This window comes from Chroogloeocystis siderophila 5.2 s.c.1, from assembly GCF_001904655.1.
GTDB lineage: Bacteria > Cyanobacteriota > Cyanobacteriia > Cyanobacteriales > Chroococcidiopsidaceae > Chroogloeocystis > Chroogloeocystis siderophila.
The window spans coordinates 164,213-182,108 of sequence record NZ_MRCC01000004.1 but is presented as its reverse complement, the minus strand read 5'-3'; the positions used below and the strand labels follow the sequence as shown (position 1 = coordinate 182,108).

The window sequence follows — 17,896 nt, the reverse complement described above, 5'->3', positions numbered from 1 at the left end:
ATGTCGAACTGTTACAACTATATCATACTCATAACGATTTTGAGTAGCAAATGAAGAATTTAGACGATCGCGAGTGGCTGCTGACAAATGGATTAGGAAGTTTTGCGAGTGGTACAGTAACTGACGCTCGCACGCGGACGTATCATGGTTGGTTAGTTGCAGCATTGGACCCACCGAGTCAGCGCACGTTACTACTGTCGCACATCGAAGCAAGTTTAGAAGTGGCTGGCAAAGTTATTGCCTTAGGCACAAATTATTGGGGTAATAACGTTATCGAGCCAAAAGGCTTTGAGTTGCTGCATCGCTTTGAGATTGACCCTGTTCCTACGTGGATATGGCAACAAGATAATTGGCAGCTAACGAGACAGATGATTATGCCGCATGTAGGTACTGTACCCTCAGATAGCAATACAAATCGCGTTCTAATTCAGTATTGCTACAAAGGAGAAGTTCCAGGGATTTTACGCTTGCGATTGATGATTGCCGATCGCGATTTTCATCATCAGCAGCAAGCCGATCCGAATCTACAATTTTCGCAACTTTTGGAGCAACAACAGGTATTTTTGCAAGCATTACGCCCTGGATGGATAGGAACCCCTTGGCGGCTACGTTGGACAGCCGGTGAATATCAGCACGATCCTGTATGGTACTGGAATTATCGTTTGCCCGAAGAAACAAATCGAGGATTAAGCGATCACGAAGACTTGTATAGTCCTGGTTATCTTACAATTCACCTAGAGCCTGAAAGTTGTCTTACCATAGAAGCACGGGTAGGGTTTCCGAGTCGTGCTTTACCGACATTGCAGAACACAGATTTTGCCGAGGCTGTGCAAGAAGAACAGCAACGACTTGCCCAAACGTTCAATTTTGAGTCTTCAACTTCTACACAACTTCGGCAATTACTCCGTGCGAGTGACCAATTTGTCGTGTACCGCGCTTCGATTGCTGGACCTACAGTCATTGCAGGTTATCACTGGTTTAACGATTGGGGACGCGATACATTAATTGCGTTACCAGGATTAGCGTTGACAACGCAGCGCTTTGATTTAGCAAAAGGACTGTTACAAACTTTTGGTCGTTATTGTCGTCATGGTTTGATTCCGAATACGTTTCCTAATACTGGCGCTGAACCGTCTTACAACAGTATTGATGCGGCTTTACTATGGATTGAAACTTTAGGGTTGTATCTCGAAGCTACGCAAGATTGGGATTTTTTAGTCGAGGAATACGCCGTCGTACAGCAAATTTATAAAGCTTTTATGGCGGGGACAAAGTTTAATATCCAAGTCGATGCTGCGGATGGACTTGTGAGTTGGGATGCACCTGGTGTCGCGCTGACTTGGATGGATGCGATTGTTCGCGGACAACCTGTCACACCGCGTCGCGGTAAGCCTGTCGAAATTAATGCTTTATGGTACTCTGCTTTGTGTTGGGCGAGTAGTTGGGCACAACGTTTAAGTCAAGAGGATGGATTTGAACAAGCCCGTTTATTGAATCAATCACGACGCTATCAACAACAAGCCGCACAAGTCAAAGACTCGATGCAGAAGTTTTGGAATCCGACAAAAGGCTATTTATACGACACGATTGAACCGGACGATCGCCTCAATTCTCAAATTCGTCCGAATGCGGTTTTAGCACTGTCATTTCATCATTCTGCGTTTCCCGCACACCAAGGACGGCAAATTTTAGAAGTTGCTAGGGCAAAACTACTCACGCCTTATGGATTGCGGAGTCTAGCACCAGAAGACGTACAATATGTTGGTAAATGCACCGGAGATGCGGAACACCGCGATCGCGCTTATCATCAAGGTACAGTCTGGAGTTGGCTGATTGGTTCCTTTATCCGTGCTTGGCAACGTTACAACTTGGAAGAACCTGTTCCTTTCGATTGGCAACCTTTACTCGAACACTTTCACGCACAAGCTTGTATTGGTTCAATTTCTGAAATTTTTGACGGTGACGCGCCGCATACTCCCAGAGGTGCGATCGCGCAAGCTTGGTCAGTTGCAGAAGTCATTCGACACTATAGCAGAGGTCAGGGTTAGAAGTTTACTAGAGTATTAAATTTTTGCTGATTACCTCTAAAAGCTAAACTGGGCGCGTAAGTTACCGACATAGACTGTCGGGTTATTGCTGAAATTATTGGGATTGCCTATAACATAAAATGCGGGAACAAGCGCAATGTTATTTGTTAGTGGGTAGAAATATGTTGCTTCAAATTCGTACTGTACTCCACCATCTCCACCACCAGAGGCGAGAAAATTACGTCCGTCAAGAATTGAGAAGGGAAGCAGATAAGATAGTGTTAACAGCGCGCCTTCTTTAATTAAGTCAGGAAACGCAACTCCGAGTTGTAGTGACTGGGCGTTGACTTCTCCATCCGGTAAACCTGGAGTTAAAGGAAATAAATTGGTACTACCGTAGCCATAGCGTCCAAAGATACCAAAACCATCCGCAATGAGCCAGTCGAAGTTGACACTAACAACATCCGCTGTGGCATTATCAACAGGACCATCAAAACCATCATCGGCAAATCCATAAATCGGTTCGCCGATCGCACCGCCGATTTGTCCACCAATTGCTCTAGTATTCGAGCGGTTATAGAGTAATCTTAAGTTAAAGCGATCGCTCGGTGAAAAAGTTAGCTCAGCGGTAATTGTATTCGTAGGGTTAAATAGACCTTGGCTCGGATTGCTAGAGGAATTAAATACACCACTAGGAAGAAATTCGGAATTTTCACCCAAATAAGCAACATTAAGCCTAAATTGATCGTTAATTTGCCACAGAAGCGCTAAACCCGAACCGCGGTCAATTGTATTTAACAGCGTACTTCCACTAGAGTTAAAACTACCTGCACCTGTTAAAAAGAACGTAAAGCGGTTTGTATCAAAATAGCGATACCAGTTAATCCGCGAACCTACGATTGCTTGCAAATTATCTGTCACAGGAAAGCTGTAAAACAGTTCACGCACCACTACATCATTTGCACCTTCGGTTCCCCCTGGTGCGGTTGTTTGGTCGGTAAAAGGAACTCCCCAGGTATTATACAAGCCTGCCGAGACAAATTGATTGGCAGGAGAGTTACCATTACCTGCTCCTAGCTGTACAACTAATGAATCTCTACTTGTAAAAGATGTATTGAAATTCAACCAAACTAAATTACTGAGAGTAATATGGGGATCTTCATCAATTTGGCGTAATAAAGGTGTTGCAGTTCTCGGCTGCGTTCTAAATGCGGTTTCGCCTTCGGCTAGAATCGTTCCATCTGCAAATGCCCCAGTAAGATTGACAAAGACATTCCCTGTCAGTTTCGTTGTTGTTGAAAATTGATTTGCTGCGAGTTCGGCGACTTGGGCTTCTAAGGTATCTACTCGTCCACGTAAAGTTGCAAGTTCTGCTGCGAATTCTGTTTCTAGTCTTTGTAGCGCTTCGACATCTTCCCGAGTCACTTGATTCGCGGTTGCTGCTGCAATTAGTTCATTAACGCGATCTAAACACGCATTCAAACCCGCAGCAAATTCATAACGAGTTAAAGCGCGGTTACCGCGATAGGTGCTATCAGGATAACCCACAATACAACCATAACGTTCGACAAGCGATTGTAATGCTTGAAACGCCCAATCAGTAGGTTGCACGTCGGATAACTGCGAGACTGATGTTACTTGTGCCATTGAATCGTTGTTTGTCGTGACGAAGTTCGTGACTTCGGTTATAGAAGTTGTATCTGTTGTATTTTGATAAGTTTTAGTCGCGATCGCTTGTGTCGGCGATCCCCAGACTTTTGATGATGATAAAAATGTAGTCTCAACTAATAAGCACCAAAAAGTTGCCGCAGCAATTAAACTACCTTTACAGATAGTTGCAACGTTCGTCATTATTTCTCACACCTGTATAAAAAGACTTAAGTAGCCCAAATCTTATCTGAGTTTCCTCAAGCTATATGTAATTTAGATAACATTACTGTAGAGTTTTGTTAACGGCTGTTGACATGATTCAAGATATGTAATTTTCGTATTTTTTAATAAAGCTCAGTTGTGCAATGCGAGCATGATTCTTAAAGATGTATTTGTTAAATTTATGGCATAAATGCAGTAAGCTACTGAAATAAACTCGACATTGTGACTATCGTCCATAGTGCGATCGCATGGCGCATCATATTCTTAAAGCTAATCGTGACACGGTACACTTAGGCGGTTTTTCCCATCAATTGAAACCCGTTTTAACGATTCATTCAGGTGACAGCATTGATGTCGAAACATACACAGGCTTCTATGTTTACGACAAAGCACCACCAGCATTTCTTACTCCTGAATTTATAGAGATTTGTCAACATCTTCCTCAAGAACGTAAAGTTAATTCGGGACCTCACTTGCTCACGGGACCAATTTATATCACAAATGCTCAACCTGGAGATGTTTTAGAAGTTAATTTAGAGGCAATTTCTCCGCGATTACCCGTTGGTTTTAATGCAATTTATCCAAATAAAGGAGCATTACCGAAATATTTCTCAGAACAAAAGGTACAATTTATTCCACTCGATTTAAAAGAAAAAATCGCAGAGTTTCCGTTAGGAAGTGGGATAAAAATTCCACTCAAGCCTTTCTTTGGTATTCTTGGTGTTGCGACCGCAGAAAATCGTTCTTCAGTTCCACCAGGCAATTATGGCGGAAATATTGACAACAAAGAACTGCAAGCAGGATCGCGGATATTTTTACCGATATTTGTTCCTGGTGCGTTGTTTTCCATTGGTGATGGACACTCGGCGCAAGGTGATGGCGAAGTTGATTTAACTGCGATTGAAACATCAATGAATGGCAGAATTAAGATAACACTGCGTACAGATCTCAAATTGACGACTCCTATCGCTGAAACACCTACCGACATTATTACAATGGGTTTTGGGCAAACTTTAGATGCAGCATTTGAATCTGCACTACAGCAGATGATTGAACTACTCAAACGCTTTGTAGGATTAAGTGCTCAAGAAGCTTATGTGTTGTGTAGTTTAGCTGTAAATTTTCACATTACGCAAGTCGTGAATTTGCCCCAAAAAGGCGTTCATGGAATGTTATCTAAGGCAATGTTACCGAAAGCGATCACAAATTGTAAATTACTATCACGTTGCTAAAGCTGATCTGCGATATGCTAGGCGGCTGCTGAAGTGCGCACTGGGATAATCTCAAAATGACCAAGATCGCTCCAAGCTTGAATCCAGATATCAAACAACGAGGAATCGTCGGTACGCATGATTTGAAAGCAATTGAAGTATTCAATCACCATATACAGCATTCGTCACCTTGATTTTGTTTATCAACAGTCCGCGATCGCGCCTAGTTTTTTGTACATCTAGCCACAATACAATCTTTTGTCCGAGTAACTCAAACGCTTGTAGCTTGTCAGCAGATAAATGCACCATTGGCACAATAGGATACCAAAAGCGCCGGAAAACAGGTTACTTGGTGAAATTAATTGAAAAACAGGAAAAGCGTACTGTTAGTTGTACGCCTGTATATCAAGCAAATAAACACAGAACAGGGTAAACCATTGAGTATTGAAACACTACCTGTGTTACTGTTTCTGCCACAATTGCAACTGTTTACTACTGGCAGTACACTTTACTAATCGTGTCCACAAAATGCGATCGCCGCGACAGGACCACCACCAGGAGGACCTTGATGTTCGCTTCCACCGGAAACATATACCATAGGGTCTTGCACCACAGAAGCCGCAATCGTCCCAACAACTGCCCTTGCCATGCGGGTATGGTTGATATCTGAATCGTCTAACATCGTGTGTCGGCGTCCTAAAATAAATCCCGAAGGATCAGCCTCAGCTTTAGCAAATATATTGACAATACGTTCTATCGGTTGGTTTGTACTACTTACTGCTTGACAAATTGCCTCGCGATCCAACGCGTGTTGCATGACACTGTGTCCAATGACAAAGCTGCTTGTTGATTGGTGAGAGTTACCCAATACGATAATTTCACAGTTACGCAACTCCACTCCTGCTGAAGTCGAAGCAACTCTAGAATACAAAGCATAGTTTGCACAAATATCCGTTGCTGTTATTTGCTCAAGATCAATCTCCCCCATCGCCACAGCCACGCCTAAGGCAGACGCCCCGCGCGAATATGCCATCGATTGATAGCTGTTACTTGCTTTAACCTGTTGCGTGGAAACGATCAACGGGCATTTAATTTGCACAAAATGAACATCTGATTTATTTAATTTTGCATCTGTGATCGCCGCTTCTACTCCTGCTGCCACTTCCTCGACCATTGCAAGCGTACCAATCTCGGTTGGTAAAAAGTCCCGTGTCCGCCTAATTCCAATTGCTAGCCCCCAGCGTTGCACTCCTTCTTGCTCGTCTCGTGTAAAAATATTCAGGTGCGGACTCAAAACTCCCTCAGTACCACCCGACATCATATAAACAATGCGTTGTGCAACTTCAAGATTCACTTTGTCGCGTAGATAAGTTTTCAGCGTTTGGATTGCAAACCCGCGTGTAAAATCATTAACGCAACCGTTACCCTCGGTTTTACCAAGAATTGCCACAATTTTATTCGGATCGATCTTACCGCTATGAATCAAAGCATCAAGTTGCGATAAGTCATCAGGACTATTTTGCGGAATTTTGTAAACTTCTACTTTCATAACTATTACATGAGCGCCTGTAACGCAGCGATACCAGCTAAAGCGACTTCGACATCTTGTTGTCCAGTCCCCGAACCCACACCGATTGCCCCAACGATTTGCTCATTGATTGTAATGGGAACTCCACCTTTTAGATTCGTTAACTGTCCCGCCGTTGCCAATGCCAGTTTGATTTCGACATCTTGTGCAACTCCCCCTGTCGGTACTCGCGAAGAAACTGCCGTCACGGCTTTTTGCGTTGCCGAAATTTGACTCAAAATCTTCGCGCCATCCATCCGCACAAACGCCAATAAATTTCCCCCAGTATCCACAATCGCAATACACTGCGGTACGCCCATTTCTTCAGCTTTGGCGATCGCCCCTTGCAATACCACCATCGCCCCTTGATGAGTTAACTCGCGTGTTTGACGCAAATACATATTTTTACTTCCTTGTCAACTGTATTAATTTAATGGGCAAGGCACTGCATTGTTCCTGCATCAACGATCGCTGCCACCAAATTACTACCTCGCGCACCTTGATGTTCGTTCCCCGCCGACGCCAGAATCATCGTATCGCCAACTACCGAAGCAACGATCGCATTTGCTACCGCTTTTGCCATAATTCCGGTATAGCCTGCTAGAAAATCACTGTGCATTGTATGACGGCGATTGCCCACCGCAGTTACTGCATCTGCACCACAGTTCACAAAGACTTGCGTAATCTTGTTTTGTTGATCTGTTGTTAGCGGAATCTGACAATTTAACCCTGCGGATTTCAATGCTGCATATACCCCAGTTGTATCCAACTGATCCTGCATTACTCCACTTCCGACGCGATAGCGACTTGCGGAAAACTCTGAGTTACCCATCACTAAAACGCGACACGCCGATTGTTCTCCGCCAGCAGAAACCGAACCACGATTTGTGTAGAGTGCGTGATTTGAGTTAATCGCGCGATCGTCTAGTTTTTCTTGAGGTATTTCTTTTAAAGCCAAACCAATACCCAACGCACACGCACCCTTTGCCATTGAACTTGCTTGATTGAGATTAGTATTCACAACCTTCACCCTACGCTTTTCAGCATCTTGTAGCCGCGCTAAAGTCATCGCGGGACACTTGATTTCAACGCAATGAACGTCGTTTAACGAACTTATTCCGGCTTGGGCGATCGCGGCTTCTACGGCTTCGGCTACTAACTCGACTTGCGTCATGGTGCCGTATTCTTCAGGTAGCAACACGCGAGTATCTGCTATTCCTACAGCTAATCGTTTTTCTTGAGGAGGTGCGGAAGGTGCAGCAACTGCTTTGCGTGTAAATATCGTATAATGCGGACTCATCAAGCCACCACATAACCCAATCATCATCATCGGAATGCGGTGGAAAACATCTTCCACAGAAATTTGCAGATACTGCGACAGCAATAGTTGCAGACACAAAGATGCATAACCGCGTGCGTATCCTGTACCTTCGGTTTGGGCAATAATCGCTACAATATCTGCGGCTTGAATTTGCTGTGTTTCTAAAAGATGTTGTAAGCCACTCACATCTTCTGGTGCAGACATTGGTAAGCGAAAGACGCCAACATCAATCCACTGTTGCGAAGTCGAAGTGTTCATAATGTACTTATTGGTGACTTTGTAAAACTTTTCGTGCGGCTTCTAACGTTGAATTGATGTGATTGAGAGATATATTTATCGCCCGCGCCGCATCTTTACTACGATATGCTTCTAAAAGTTCGCGGTGTTCTTTCTCGGCTGATTCTTTTTGTAATGGTCTTTCGGCAAAAGATAAATTGATATAAATCGCTGCAATATCTGATAGACGTTGTAGTAAAGTTTTTAAATGCAAACTGCGGTCTGCTTGATACAGCAAATCGTGAAATTGGCGATTTAGTTCTACCCATCGCGGGCGATCGCCTTCTACTTCCATTTGTGCTAACAAGAGTTCAGCTTGCTCGATCTCTTGCACGGTAATCGCATGTACTCCTCTTTGAATACTTAATGGTAGCAACGCCCTACGAATCTCAAAGATTTCTTCTAATTCTGCCAGCGTTGGCGCGTGCACTACAGCACCGCGAAAGGCATCTAAGTCAACTAAACCTTGCGTACTCAGTTCGCGGAGTGCTTCGCGGATCGGAGTAACACTCACATTAAGTACTTGCGATAATTCTGCTTGCACAAGACGAGTACCCGCAGGTAACTCTCCCGAAAGAATTGCTTTTCGTAAATAATCTGTAACACTCGCTTGCGTCGTGCGTGGAATTCCTGTGATGGTTGGAAAGTGTAGCTTTGCGATCAAGGTTCGCTCCTTTGTACGCAGTTTTTGTAGCGATGCTTACAGTTAAATTGTGAACATCCAGGTTTTATATATCATATATGATCGATTATTTCTAGTCACGGTTGTGAACGATAAATTCATTGACATCTTTATGTAGCTTCGTTTCAAATCGTTGCAAAGATAAAATAGTTATGAGCAAGACAATCATGCCGAAGCTTGGGACAAAATTTATTGCACTTGCATTAGTTGCCGGATCAGCAGTATATCTTGGTAGCTGCGCTAATCAAACAACGTCTCAGCCTCCGACAACAGCACAAACAGCAGTCAATAATCCAAATCGCGAGTTACGCGAGGTGCGCTTTACCTTATCTTGGTTATTGCAAGCAGTTGACGCACCATTAGCAATGGCAATAGAGAAGGGATACTTTGCTGAAGAGGGAATTGCAGTCAGATTTGATCGGGGTTATGGATCGGCAGACTCAATTAACAAGATTGCCAGCGGTGTCTATGACATCGGAGAAGGTGATATGTACTCTATGATGGAGTTCAACCAAAAGAACCCAAACGATAAATTGGTTGCTGTAGCAATAAAGTATAACCGTTCGCCGTTTGCAATCGTCGCTCTTGATAATGCTGGAATTTCCTCTCCCCAACAACTTGAAGGCAAGCGATTAGCAGCCCCTGCGGGTGATGCGGCAAGGCGGCTTTGGCCTGTTTTTGCTCAAGCAACAGGAGTTAATCCCGATTCTGTCACTTGGAATAATGTTGAGCCAAGACTACGCGAAGCACTTTTGGTTCAAGGAGAATTTGATGCAATTTCTTGTTTCAACATTTCAAGTTTACCACCTTTAAATAAGCTAGGTTATGGTCCTGATCGCCTCAATACTTTTCTTTATGCGGATCATGGTTTGGATCTTTACGGTAATGCATTGATTGTGCGCGAATCTTTTGCGCAGCAAAATCCAGAATTAGTGAGGGCATTTGTCAGTGCGTATCTGCGCGGCTTACAAGATACGATTAGAAATCCTGATGAAGGTTTAGCTGCGGTGATGAATCTCAGCGAAGATGGATTGATGGATCAAACACAAGAACGCGAACGACTGCAAATTGCTTTAGATTCGCTGTATGTTAGTCCAGAAGTAGAGCAAAATGGTGTGGGTGGTGTCGATCAAGCACGATTGCAAAAAACGCTAGAACAAGTTGCAGAAGGCTTTGGTTTGGCTCAAGTTCCGACAGCAGAAGAAGTATTTAATGACAGCTTTTTACCACCTCAAGAACAAAGAGCAATTGTAAGGATACATGCGTGGCAGATCTAGATAACGCGTTTACTAATGCGACTTTGCCAGATCGTGAGGGGCGATGGTGCGTTGGCGTGGCAGAAGGTAAGATTGTTGCAGTTGTGGAAGGCAATCGCCTTGATGCTCAAAAAGTTTGGCATCTTGATGGCAAACTTCTAACTCCAGGTTTAGTTGATGCACACACGCACCTTGACAAAGCTTTGACCGCCGAGTCTGTAGGAGATGTTTTTGCTCAAAACGGACTAGCGACAGCGATTCAAGCTGTACGACAGTTAAAGTCACGCTTTACAGTTACAGATGTCGAACAGCGCGCCACGCAAGCTTTGCAGTGGAGTCTCGCAGCAGGAACAACCGCAATTCGCACAAATGTGGAAGCGGATAGATTTGTCGAGTTGCGGGCGGTAGAAGGATTGTTGAACGTACAGCGATCGCTGGCGCATCAAATTGATATTCAATTGGTTGCTTTTCCGCAAGAAGGATGGTTTGCAGTTCCCAATACACTAGAGTCGGGTGCAGGGTCATATGTCGAACAAGCGCTGCAACGTGGTATTAAAGTGATTGGCGGTAATGTCAATCAGGGTTTATGGTCATCGAGTCCCGAAGCGCAAGTTGATGCGTTATTTGATTTTGCACTGCGCTACGACTGCGATCTCGATTTACATCTCGATAACTGGGATGGCGTGGAAGCATTTACACTACCGTATGTCGCGCAGAAAACGATTGAACATAACTATCAAGGGCGAGTTGCAGTTTCACATATTGCTTCGCTGGCGTATGTTTCCAACAGTCAAGCCCAAGCTGCGATTGAACTAGTGAAAAACGCTGAAATTTCAGTCACCGTGCTACCAACGCGGATTAAGTTAACGCGAGTTGCTGAACTTCTCGAAGCAGGAGTCAATGTTGTTTGTGGAACAGATAACTTGCGCGATCCGTTTGTGCGTTATGGCGATGCAGATTTACTTAAAGCTTTATTGTTGCTGGCCCAGCTGACAGGATATATGGCAAATCGAGACTTGGAACGACTATGGCAAACAATTTCAGATAACGCCGCTAAAATGTTACGGTTGCCCTATGGAATTAAACTTGGTCATGCAGCAGATCTAGTTGTTTTCGATGCTTACTCAATTTCTGAAGCAATTCTCCATCAAGCAACACGATTAGCTGTCTTCAAATCTGGTCAACTCGTTGCAGGTAAAATGCACGATCAATCACCAAATTTACACAACCCTGATGTGATGAAGTCCACGGAGGTGGACAGGGTTTTTTAGCTGCGACTGAAGTCGCTAAGCGTCTTGTTTTTCTCACCTTTTACCAATGTCAGAACAAGCGATCGCCCAACTTATTGAAAAGACAGAAGCACTGCAAACCGGACATTTTCAGTTGGCGAGTGGACTTCATGCGTCTCGATTTTTTCGTTGCATCAAACTGTTACGCTACCCCCAAGCTGCTGAGATTATTTTTGCAGAAATCGCTCACCGTTTTGCGAATGAGAACATTGATTATGTTTTAGGTGCAAACGAAGCTGGAAGTATTTTAGCTTTTGAAGTCGCGAAGCATTTAGGAGTAGAAGTTGCGATCGCCTGCGAAAAATCAGGTACTTATAAGTTAATTGAAGGTTTTGCTTTTCCTGTTGGGGCACGAGTTTTAGTCGTCGATGACATCACGACCACCGGAGGTACTGCAAAACAATTGCTCGCGATCGCGCGTCAAGCGAGTGCTGAACCTGTAGGTGTTGGACTCGTTGCAACTAAAGGACTATTTAATATTGATTTATCTTGTCGTACCGAAGTCTTAATTTCACTTCAAGGTATGGATGCAATGTCCCCAGAAAATTGCACTTTGTGTCAGCAGCAAATACCGCTCACTACCTGAGTTGTGTATCCTGTTATCCTGTCAGGGTTACAAGTTGAATTTAAAATTTTATGCGTCCTCCAGGGTGGATCGGAATTGCGCTTGCCTTTTACGCTTTTATTGCAATTGGAATTGCAGAGGGAGGACTCGGAGTCTTATTACCCTCAATCTTGACTGCTTATAATCTTACTCCAGCGACGGTAACATTTTTATTTCTCAGTCAAGTCAGCGGTTACATGGTTGCGGCATTTTCTAGTAGTTTGCTAGCTAGCCGCATCGGATTAGCGCGGATGTTGTTGATGGCGTCAGTGACGCTAACGAGTGCGTTAGTCATTTATGCGATCGCTCCACGTTGGCATATTATGGTTGCGGCGGGAACGTTTTTAGGATTAGGAATTGGATTCATTGATGCTGGACTCAACACCTACATTGCCAATCAGCGTAACGCAAATATCATGGGCTTGTTACACGCATTCTATGGTGTTGGTGCATTACTTGGTCCTGCGTTAGCGACAACACTTCTCGCTTTCGGAATGAACTGGCGACGCATCTATTTGCACATCACTGCAATTGTCGGAGTTACTGTGATTGGGATGTTGTGGGCGGTTGTCTCTAACTATCAGCCGATGGCTAAGCGCGTTATTGCGCAGGATACCGATGCAAGAGCAAGTCTTAAACTAGCATTGAGAACACCCGCCGTCTTAGTCGCAGGGATCTTATTACTTGTTTATGTTGGTACAGAAGCCTCTTTAGGTAACTGGGCTTATAGTGTTCAAAGTTTAAGTCGCGGAACACCCGAAGTCGTTGCGGGTTACAGCGTTACTGCGTATTGGTTAGGGTTAACAATTGGACGCTTGATTATGGGGCGTTTTGTCGCGCGTTGGGGTGCAATTCGCACAATGGATTTAGCGATCGCGTTGTTGACAATCGGTTTAATTGCTTGGTGGTTGTTACCAAATCAGTTATTCAGTTTACCTGTGATTGGTTTTGCACTCGCGCCAATTTTTCCTGCAACGATTTGGTTGATGCCGCAGCGAGTTTCTTCTAGTATGGTGCCAGCGGCTATTGGGTTTATTACTAGCGTCGCCAGTTTGGGTGCGGCGACGATTCCAACACTTATTGGTTGGATTGCGGACTGGGCTGGGTTAGAAATTATTCCTGTATTGATGGTACCGCTTGCGGTTGTCGTGCTGGGGTTACACCGTTGGTTGGTTAGATATACGCCTATAAAGAGTGAACAAACCTAACTAGACGCAAAGTCAACATTATATAGCAGAGGTCAGAGGTTAGGCTTGAAAATGAGTCGGGGTAATGGTTATTCGTACCTTCAATGTCCTAACTATTCCAACAAGACTGCTATACCTCCTGAATGAATGCTTGATGAATAAATTCGCAGCTAAACGAACCCTGAAGTGTAACTTTGTACACTTTGTTTGGCTAGCCCCGACTTTAGCGGGAGGGCGTTTGTGATTGATGCTATTGATTACATTTTTGATTGAGGGGTAAGTTTCATTTCCGGTTGTAGCTGGAGGTTGGTTTCGGCAATTAGAAGTATAAGTAGGATAGCGAGCACGATGCCTGCGAGTAATAAAATAAGTAAAACTAAGTTATTGTTTTTCTGATTTTTCGAGTTACTGCTCGTAATTGTTTTTTCGGCCGTGGAACTTTTTTTATAAGGATCTTTCCATCCTCCTGTTTGCACAAGATTAGATAATCCCCGCCACACTCCGGCTGCAATTAAAGTTGATTCAGATTTAATACCGGTGACAACAAGTAAGGGCGCATTTTCTTTTGGTAAATTGTGTTGTTCGAGTTCGTAGGCGAGTTCGTCGCGTTGCTGTTTTGAATTTTTGCCAAGTTTTTTATCTAAATTGGCGGGAAAGTTGTGTACGCTAATAACTTCTTCAATTGCTAAATCATTTAGTGCATCGAAGTTGACTTGAAAACCATTGTTACTACTAAAAGTAACAGCATTGTCAATTTCTACTCTTAAATTTTCTCGCAGTTCATCGCGTAAAGCACACGATGCGAGCGCGCGTAACTTTTTTTCATTTACTTCTGTATCTTCTCCTACCCAAGCAACAGAATTTCGGATTATGCGTCCTTGAAAATCTTTTCTTTCGCTTGATTCTAAGCTAGTGATGAGTAGGAGGAGAGTGCTATTAAAACGCGCTAGAATTACTGACGGTGATTCGCTTTGAATTAAGTCATTGATGCGATTTCTTTTGAGAATATTCGGGACTTCGGGTTGCCAGCAATAATCATCGTCTGGAGCAACACCGCGACTTTGAATGTAGATATTCATAGTTCATAATATCTAATGAGTAGGTGGACATAATTAAATATCACACGTAACATTTGTCAGGTAATGGGTAATAGAGACTCTTTCCAATGACCAATGACCAGTTACCAAATACCTGCCCTTAAGTTATGTTTATTTTTACCCACTTACTTATGTAAATAGGATTTTGTAAAACAAACTATAGAGGCTCAGAGGTCGCGAAGGAAAGAGATAGAGAGAGATTTTAGAGGTTTTAACTAATTTTTAACAGTTCTTCTCCTTGAAGTAGGGCGAAGCCGTTGTTTGTTTTACATTCACTGGCGAATTGACTCACAGCTTGCTTCAGGTGATAATCTCTTCCTAGCCAGTCGCGGAGGAAACTGAATAGTCCCCAATTACGCGATCGCGTATCGATATGCAACTTTAAGATAAACCGCAATAAGTATCTTAATGGTTGTTCACTATTTTGCGGATTATAAACGGCATCATGGCTAATTTTACGGAAGCGAAAATGTGGTGTACTATTGTTCGTATCAATTCTGGAAAAAACGACGCTACCGACTGTTTGTACCGGAGTCACCACCGCAGCAACTTTAGGAAGTAGATTGGCTGAGTTAAATAAGTCAATAAGTTTGCTATATCCTTCTTTGACGCGTTGCAAAAGTTCTTTAGCAGAGGTTTTGCTTTGGAGATATTTTTCACATTTTACTGGCGCAAATATGACTAATCTTGGTGAATCTAAATCTTGATACGCCGTTTTGAATAAATCTGTCATTTGCTGCGGGCGATTAATAAATTCATGCCATTTACCATTTTGTTCCATCAACGCAGGTGCATCAATTGCAATGAGAACCGCGACACAATCAGTCAGTAAACTCTTGACAAATTGCTTTTTTTCTGGCGTAGCTTTTGCCGCATGATAGCCACCAGGATAATCTTGAAAATGTAATTGTAAAGAAGGTTTTTGACCTTTTTGCCCTAAACCAAAGATAAACGATCGCAACTCTTCCGGTTCGCCTTCGGTTCCTTGAATTCCCCCAGTTGCTTCAAAATCGTCAAGTAAAGTCTTCAGTTCCACTAACCTTTCTTGCAGAATTGCCGAACTTTCTTCATCAGGAGTAAGCTGTAAATTCGTTTTACCAATATTACTTTCAAATTGCTCATAAATTGCAGTCAGTAAAGTCGTTTTACCCACCCCACTAGGACCCAACATCGTAATTTTAATTTCGTGCATCAACCCTCATCTTTCCCCTATACCCACGATACTCAGACTCAAACAAAAAAACTCTCCTTATCTCTTTCCTCCGTGCCCTCTGCGCCTCTGTGGTTCGTCTCAATCGCCTCCACTTTACCCCAAAAACTGCATCGCCTTCGATCGATTCGCCGCCGTAGCGTGCGCGATCGCATCAAACCATTCCCGTCGCAGTCGCGTGCGATCGCCTAAAGCCATAAATTCCGCTTGCCAAACTTCCGCCCTTGCTTCTTCCAAAAAAATCCGCCATTCTGATTTTGCCCCTTCTGCGCGAAGAATGCGATCAACAAACTCTTCCACAATCGCAAACGCTGCTAAACTTGGTTCGCTGAGTAAGTCTTCTAACGCCGTCTCGCAGCCATACACCGCTTCTGCATGAAGAGTTTTTAAGTTAGATAAAATTTCTTTAGCCGCAGGCGATTTAGAAAGTTGTAACGTTGTTTCATCAGGAGTTAACCCATCTAAGCGCTTGCGAATTCGATGTTGAATCAATCCGCGATAAGAAATCTCAAACTCTGCCAAGATTTCAAATCCCAGTTTCAATGTAGGTAAAGTATCAGGTAGCTGCTGCGCAATTTCTTGTAGAAATTCCACACCTGTTGCAGAAGTTATACCACCTAACCGCGCTTGATGAATTAACACATCAGCAACTTGTGACTTTACCCGCGTTAGCGATCGCTGTAAACCAACATCCAAAGCTAAAAAATGCTGCGATAGATGTGCGCGAATTTCGTGCAAATACTGGTAGTAAGCATTCGGATAACCACCTGTGCGATCTCGTCGTTTTTCAATTTGCTCGATACTCGGAATTCCGGTATCCTGACGACACGCCGCAATTGCTGTGGCGACTTGTTGTTTAAAATCACTGTTTTGTTCGTTGCGTTGCGCTTTCAGATGTCGTAGCAGTGCTTCTAAACCACTTGTTAATTCATCCCACAATTGCTCAAACAACTCAACAAACAAAGGAAACCAATTCTCACCTACCGCTAGTGCTAAAGCTTTATTTGCTTTTTCTAACTCAATATTTACTGTGTTTTGAAGCCGCATGACTCGCTCTTGGCAAGATGTTGCATACTTCTCATCTAAAGTTGTAATATGCGCTGCCAGGTAGTCAAGAATTTGATCTAAAACTTGGTTTGCAGCCGCAGAATCGGCACAATTAGCAATAACACAATCAACTACCTTAATGTGTTTTTCAGCTAGCGTGTCGGCTAAGTCTTTGCAGTTGTTGAAGTTATCGCCGTTTTTCGAGTCAGCGGCGGTGCGATTTAGCACCATAAATGACCACAATTCGAGTGGCAAGTCAACTAACGCTGCGCGTGCCGTATCATACAACCGGACATCGACATCCGCCCAGTAGTCGCCGGAGGATTTGGGCATTCGCACAAACAACACCACATCGACATCGTTTCCCAGCGTTTTGACGAGTCTTTCCGCATCACCAACGCCTGTATCGCCTAATCCTGGCATATCAACTAAGGCAATTTGTCCCACATCCGCGTGCGGGAAGTTACAGACGATTTTTACTTCACGAACGGCAAGATAATTGAAAAATAGGCGCTGACCATCAATGGTATCTTGTGCAACGTATTCGCGAATTTCTTCTCTAGAGATTCTACGCGGCGAAGGCGATCGCAATAAGTGACGGTACTTGTCAATATTGGCGTGATATCTCCCTAAATGTTCGTACATCGCGCCTGGTTCAGCATATCCAGGAAGTTCGCGCGGTAAGGGTGGTAGTGGTTTACTCGTAAACTCGGTAAGTGTAATTGGTTTAGCGCCTAAGCGTAGTTGTTCGTAATAAGGCGCGATCACTTCATCCAAAAACGATCGCTCTGAATGAAACCATACTTCACCGTAAATATCCAGGCTCAGATTGTGATGAATTGTACTGCGTACACCTGTACAATGCTGGCGATCGCCATCAGGAATTTCGGCGGCGGTAAGTCCGGTTAAACTTTGCAGTAATCGACTTTTTCCTTGGCGGGCGCGTCCTACTACGCCAATATTTAATGTATTCCGTGCGAAACGCTGCTGAAGTTGTGCCAGTGTTTGTAATTCTACGGCAATGTTATTCTGTATCGATGCTAAATCAATTTCTTGCAAACGTCCCCAGCTATTGACATCATCTACTTGCGCGAGAATGTGTTGGCGATGCGCTTCGAGATTTTGTAGTGTTTGCGAAAGCGTTTCTAAATTTGCTGCTGTTGTCGCGATTTTATTGGCTAAAGGACGGCGTTTTTCGACAATGCTGGCAATTTCCTTTGTGCGATTGGCGTTCATTTGTTCGTGTTGTC

Annotated in this window: 16 protein-coding genes; 6 read left to right on the top strand and 10 right to left on the bottom strand. The window is 43.7% G+C overall.

Translation table 11 applies throughout. The annotated features are described in order from the left end of the window. The first annotated feature begins 50 nt into the window (after positions 1 to 50). A complete protein-coding gene (locus tag NIES1031_RS05810) occupies positions 51 to 2,048 on the top strand; it encodes an amylo-alpha-1,6-glucosidase (protein WP_073548547.1) in 1,998 nt (665 codons plus the stop codon). Positions 2,049 to 2,084: 36 nt separating this feature from the next. Here NIES1031_RS05810 and NIES1031_RS05805 read toward each other — a convergent pair whose 3' ends face one another. Further along, positions 2,085 to 3,878 (bottom strand): iron uptake porin, encoded by a 1,794-nt coding sequence (locus NIES1031_RS05805; RefSeq protein ID WP_073548546.1) that lies wholly within the window; start codon positions 3,876 to 3,878, stop codon positions 2,085 to 2,087. Between the two features lie 269 nt (positions 3,879 to 4,147). Here NIES1031_RS05805 and NIES1031_RS05800 point away from each other — a divergent pair, with 269 nt between their 5' ends. Continuing rightward, positions 4,148 to 5,131, top strand: a complete 984-nt coding sequence (locus NIES1031_RS05800) for an acetamidase/formamidase family protein (protein WP_073548545.1) — start codon at positions 4,148 to 4,150, stop codon at positions 5,129 to 5,131. A 17-nt stretch (positions 5,132 to 5,148) separates the two neighbouring features. On the opposite strand, the gene NIES1031_RS05795 is transcribed toward NIES1031_RS05800, so the two are convergent. From NIES1031_RS05795 to NIES1031_RS05775, 6 genes are all read right to left on the bottom strand, one after another. After that, positions 5,149 to 5,283, bottom strand: coding sequence for a DUF3303 domain-containing protein (locus NIES1031_RS05795; RefSeq protein WP_236738735.1), 135 nt, complete (start codon positions 5,281 to 5,283; stop codon positions 5,149 to 5,151). Continuing rightward, a complete protein-coding gene (locus NIES1031_RS24190) occupies positions 5,273 to 5,419 on the bottom strand; it encodes a hypothetical protein (RefSeq protein ID WP_178378054.1) in 147 nt (48 codons plus the stop codon). Before NIES1031_RS24190 ends, NIES1031_RS05795 begins: the two co-directional genes overlap by 11 nt. A gap of 202 nt (positions 5,420 to 5,621) precedes the next feature. Further along, positions 5,622 to 6,659 (bottom strand): cyanuric acid amidohydrolase, encoded by a 1,038-nt coding sequence (gene atzD / locus NIES1031_RS05790; protein WP_073548544.1) that lies wholly within the window; start codon positions 6,657 to 6,659, stop codon positions 5,622 to 5,624. 5 nt (positions 6,660 to 6,664) lie between these two features. Further along, positions 6,665 to 7,078, bottom strand: a complete 414-nt coding sequence (locus NIES1031_RS05785) for a GlcG/HbpS family heme-binding protein (RefSeq protein WP_073548543.1) — start codon at positions 7,076 to 7,078, stop codon at positions 6,665 to 6,667. Positions 7,079 to 7,107: 29 nt separating this feature from the next. After that, positions 7,108 to 8,256, bottom strand: a complete 1,149-nt coding sequence (locus NIES1031_RS05780; RefSeq protein WP_073548542.1) for a ring-opening amidohydrolase — start codon at positions 8,254 to 8,256, stop codon at positions 7,108 to 7,110. Positions 8,257 to 8,263: 7 nt separating this feature from the next. After that, complete coding sequence (locus tag NIES1031_RS05775; protein ID WP_073548541.1) at positions 8,264 to 8,938, bottom strand: GntR family transcriptional regulator; 675 nt, start codon at positions 8,936 to 8,938, stop codon at positions 8,264 to 8,266. Positions 8,939 to 9,123: 185 nt separating this feature from the next. On the opposite strand from NIES1031_RS05775, the gene NIES1031_RS05770 reads away from it, so the two are divergent. From NIES1031_RS05770 to NIES1031_RS05755, 4 genes are read left to right on the top strand one after another with little or no spacing between them, the layout of a single operon-like run. Next, a complete protein-coding gene (locus NIES1031_RS05770; RefSeq protein WP_073548540.1) occupies positions 9,124 to 10,233 on the top strand; it encodes an ABC transporter substrate-binding protein in 1,110 nt (369 codons plus the stop codon). Continuing rightward, positions 10,221 to 11,483, top strand: coding sequence for an amidohydrolase family protein (locus NIES1031_RS05765; RefSeq protein WP_073548539.1), 1,263 nt, complete (start codon positions 10,221 to 10,223; stop codon positions 11,481 to 11,483). The genes NIES1031_RS05770 and NIES1031_RS05765 overlap by 13 nt, the downstream gene beginning before the upstream one ends. Before the next feature lie 46 nt (positions 11,484 to 11,529). Continuing rightward, positions 11,530 to 12,087 carry an orotate phosphoribosyltransferase gene (locus NIES1031_RS05760; protein WP_073548538.1) on the top strand — a complete coding sequence of 186 codons (558 nt, stop codon included), beginning with the start codon at positions 11,530 to 11,532 and terminating at the stop codon, positions 12,085 to 12,087. Positions 12,088 to 12,137: 50 nt separating this feature from the next. Beyond that, complete coding sequence (locus NIES1031_RS05755) at positions 12,138 to 13,313, top strand: MFS transporter (RefSeq protein WP_073548537.1); 1,176 nt, start codon at positions 12,138 to 12,140, stop codon at positions 13,311 to 13,313. Between the two features lie 236 nt (positions 13,314 to 13,549). Here the strand turns inward: NIES1031_RS05755 and NIES1031_RS05750 are convergent, their stop codons facing one another. From NIES1031_RS05750 to NIES1031_RS05740, 3 genes are all read right to left on the bottom strand, one after another. Continuing rightward, entirely contained in the window at positions 13,550 to 14,371 is an 822-nt protein-coding gene (locus NIES1031_RS05750) for a hypothetical protein (RefSeq protein ID WP_073548536.1), read from the bottom strand. 229 nt (positions 14,372 to 14,600) lie between these two features. Beyond that, the gene (locus tag NIES1031_RS05745; RefSeq protein WP_073548535.1) at positions 14,601 to 15,581 is read right to left on the bottom strand and encodes a Rab family GTPase; all 981 of its coding nucleotides are present in this window, start codon (positions 15,579 to 15,581) and stop codon (positions 14,601 to 14,603) included. A gap of 114 nt (positions 15,582 to 15,695) precedes the next feature. Beyond that, a complete protein-coding gene (locus NIES1031_RS05740; protein WP_073548534.1) occupies positions 15,696 to 17,882 on the bottom strand; it encodes a hypothetical protein in 2,187 nt (728 codons plus the stop codon). Positions 17,883 to 17,896 lie beyond the last annotated feature (14 nt).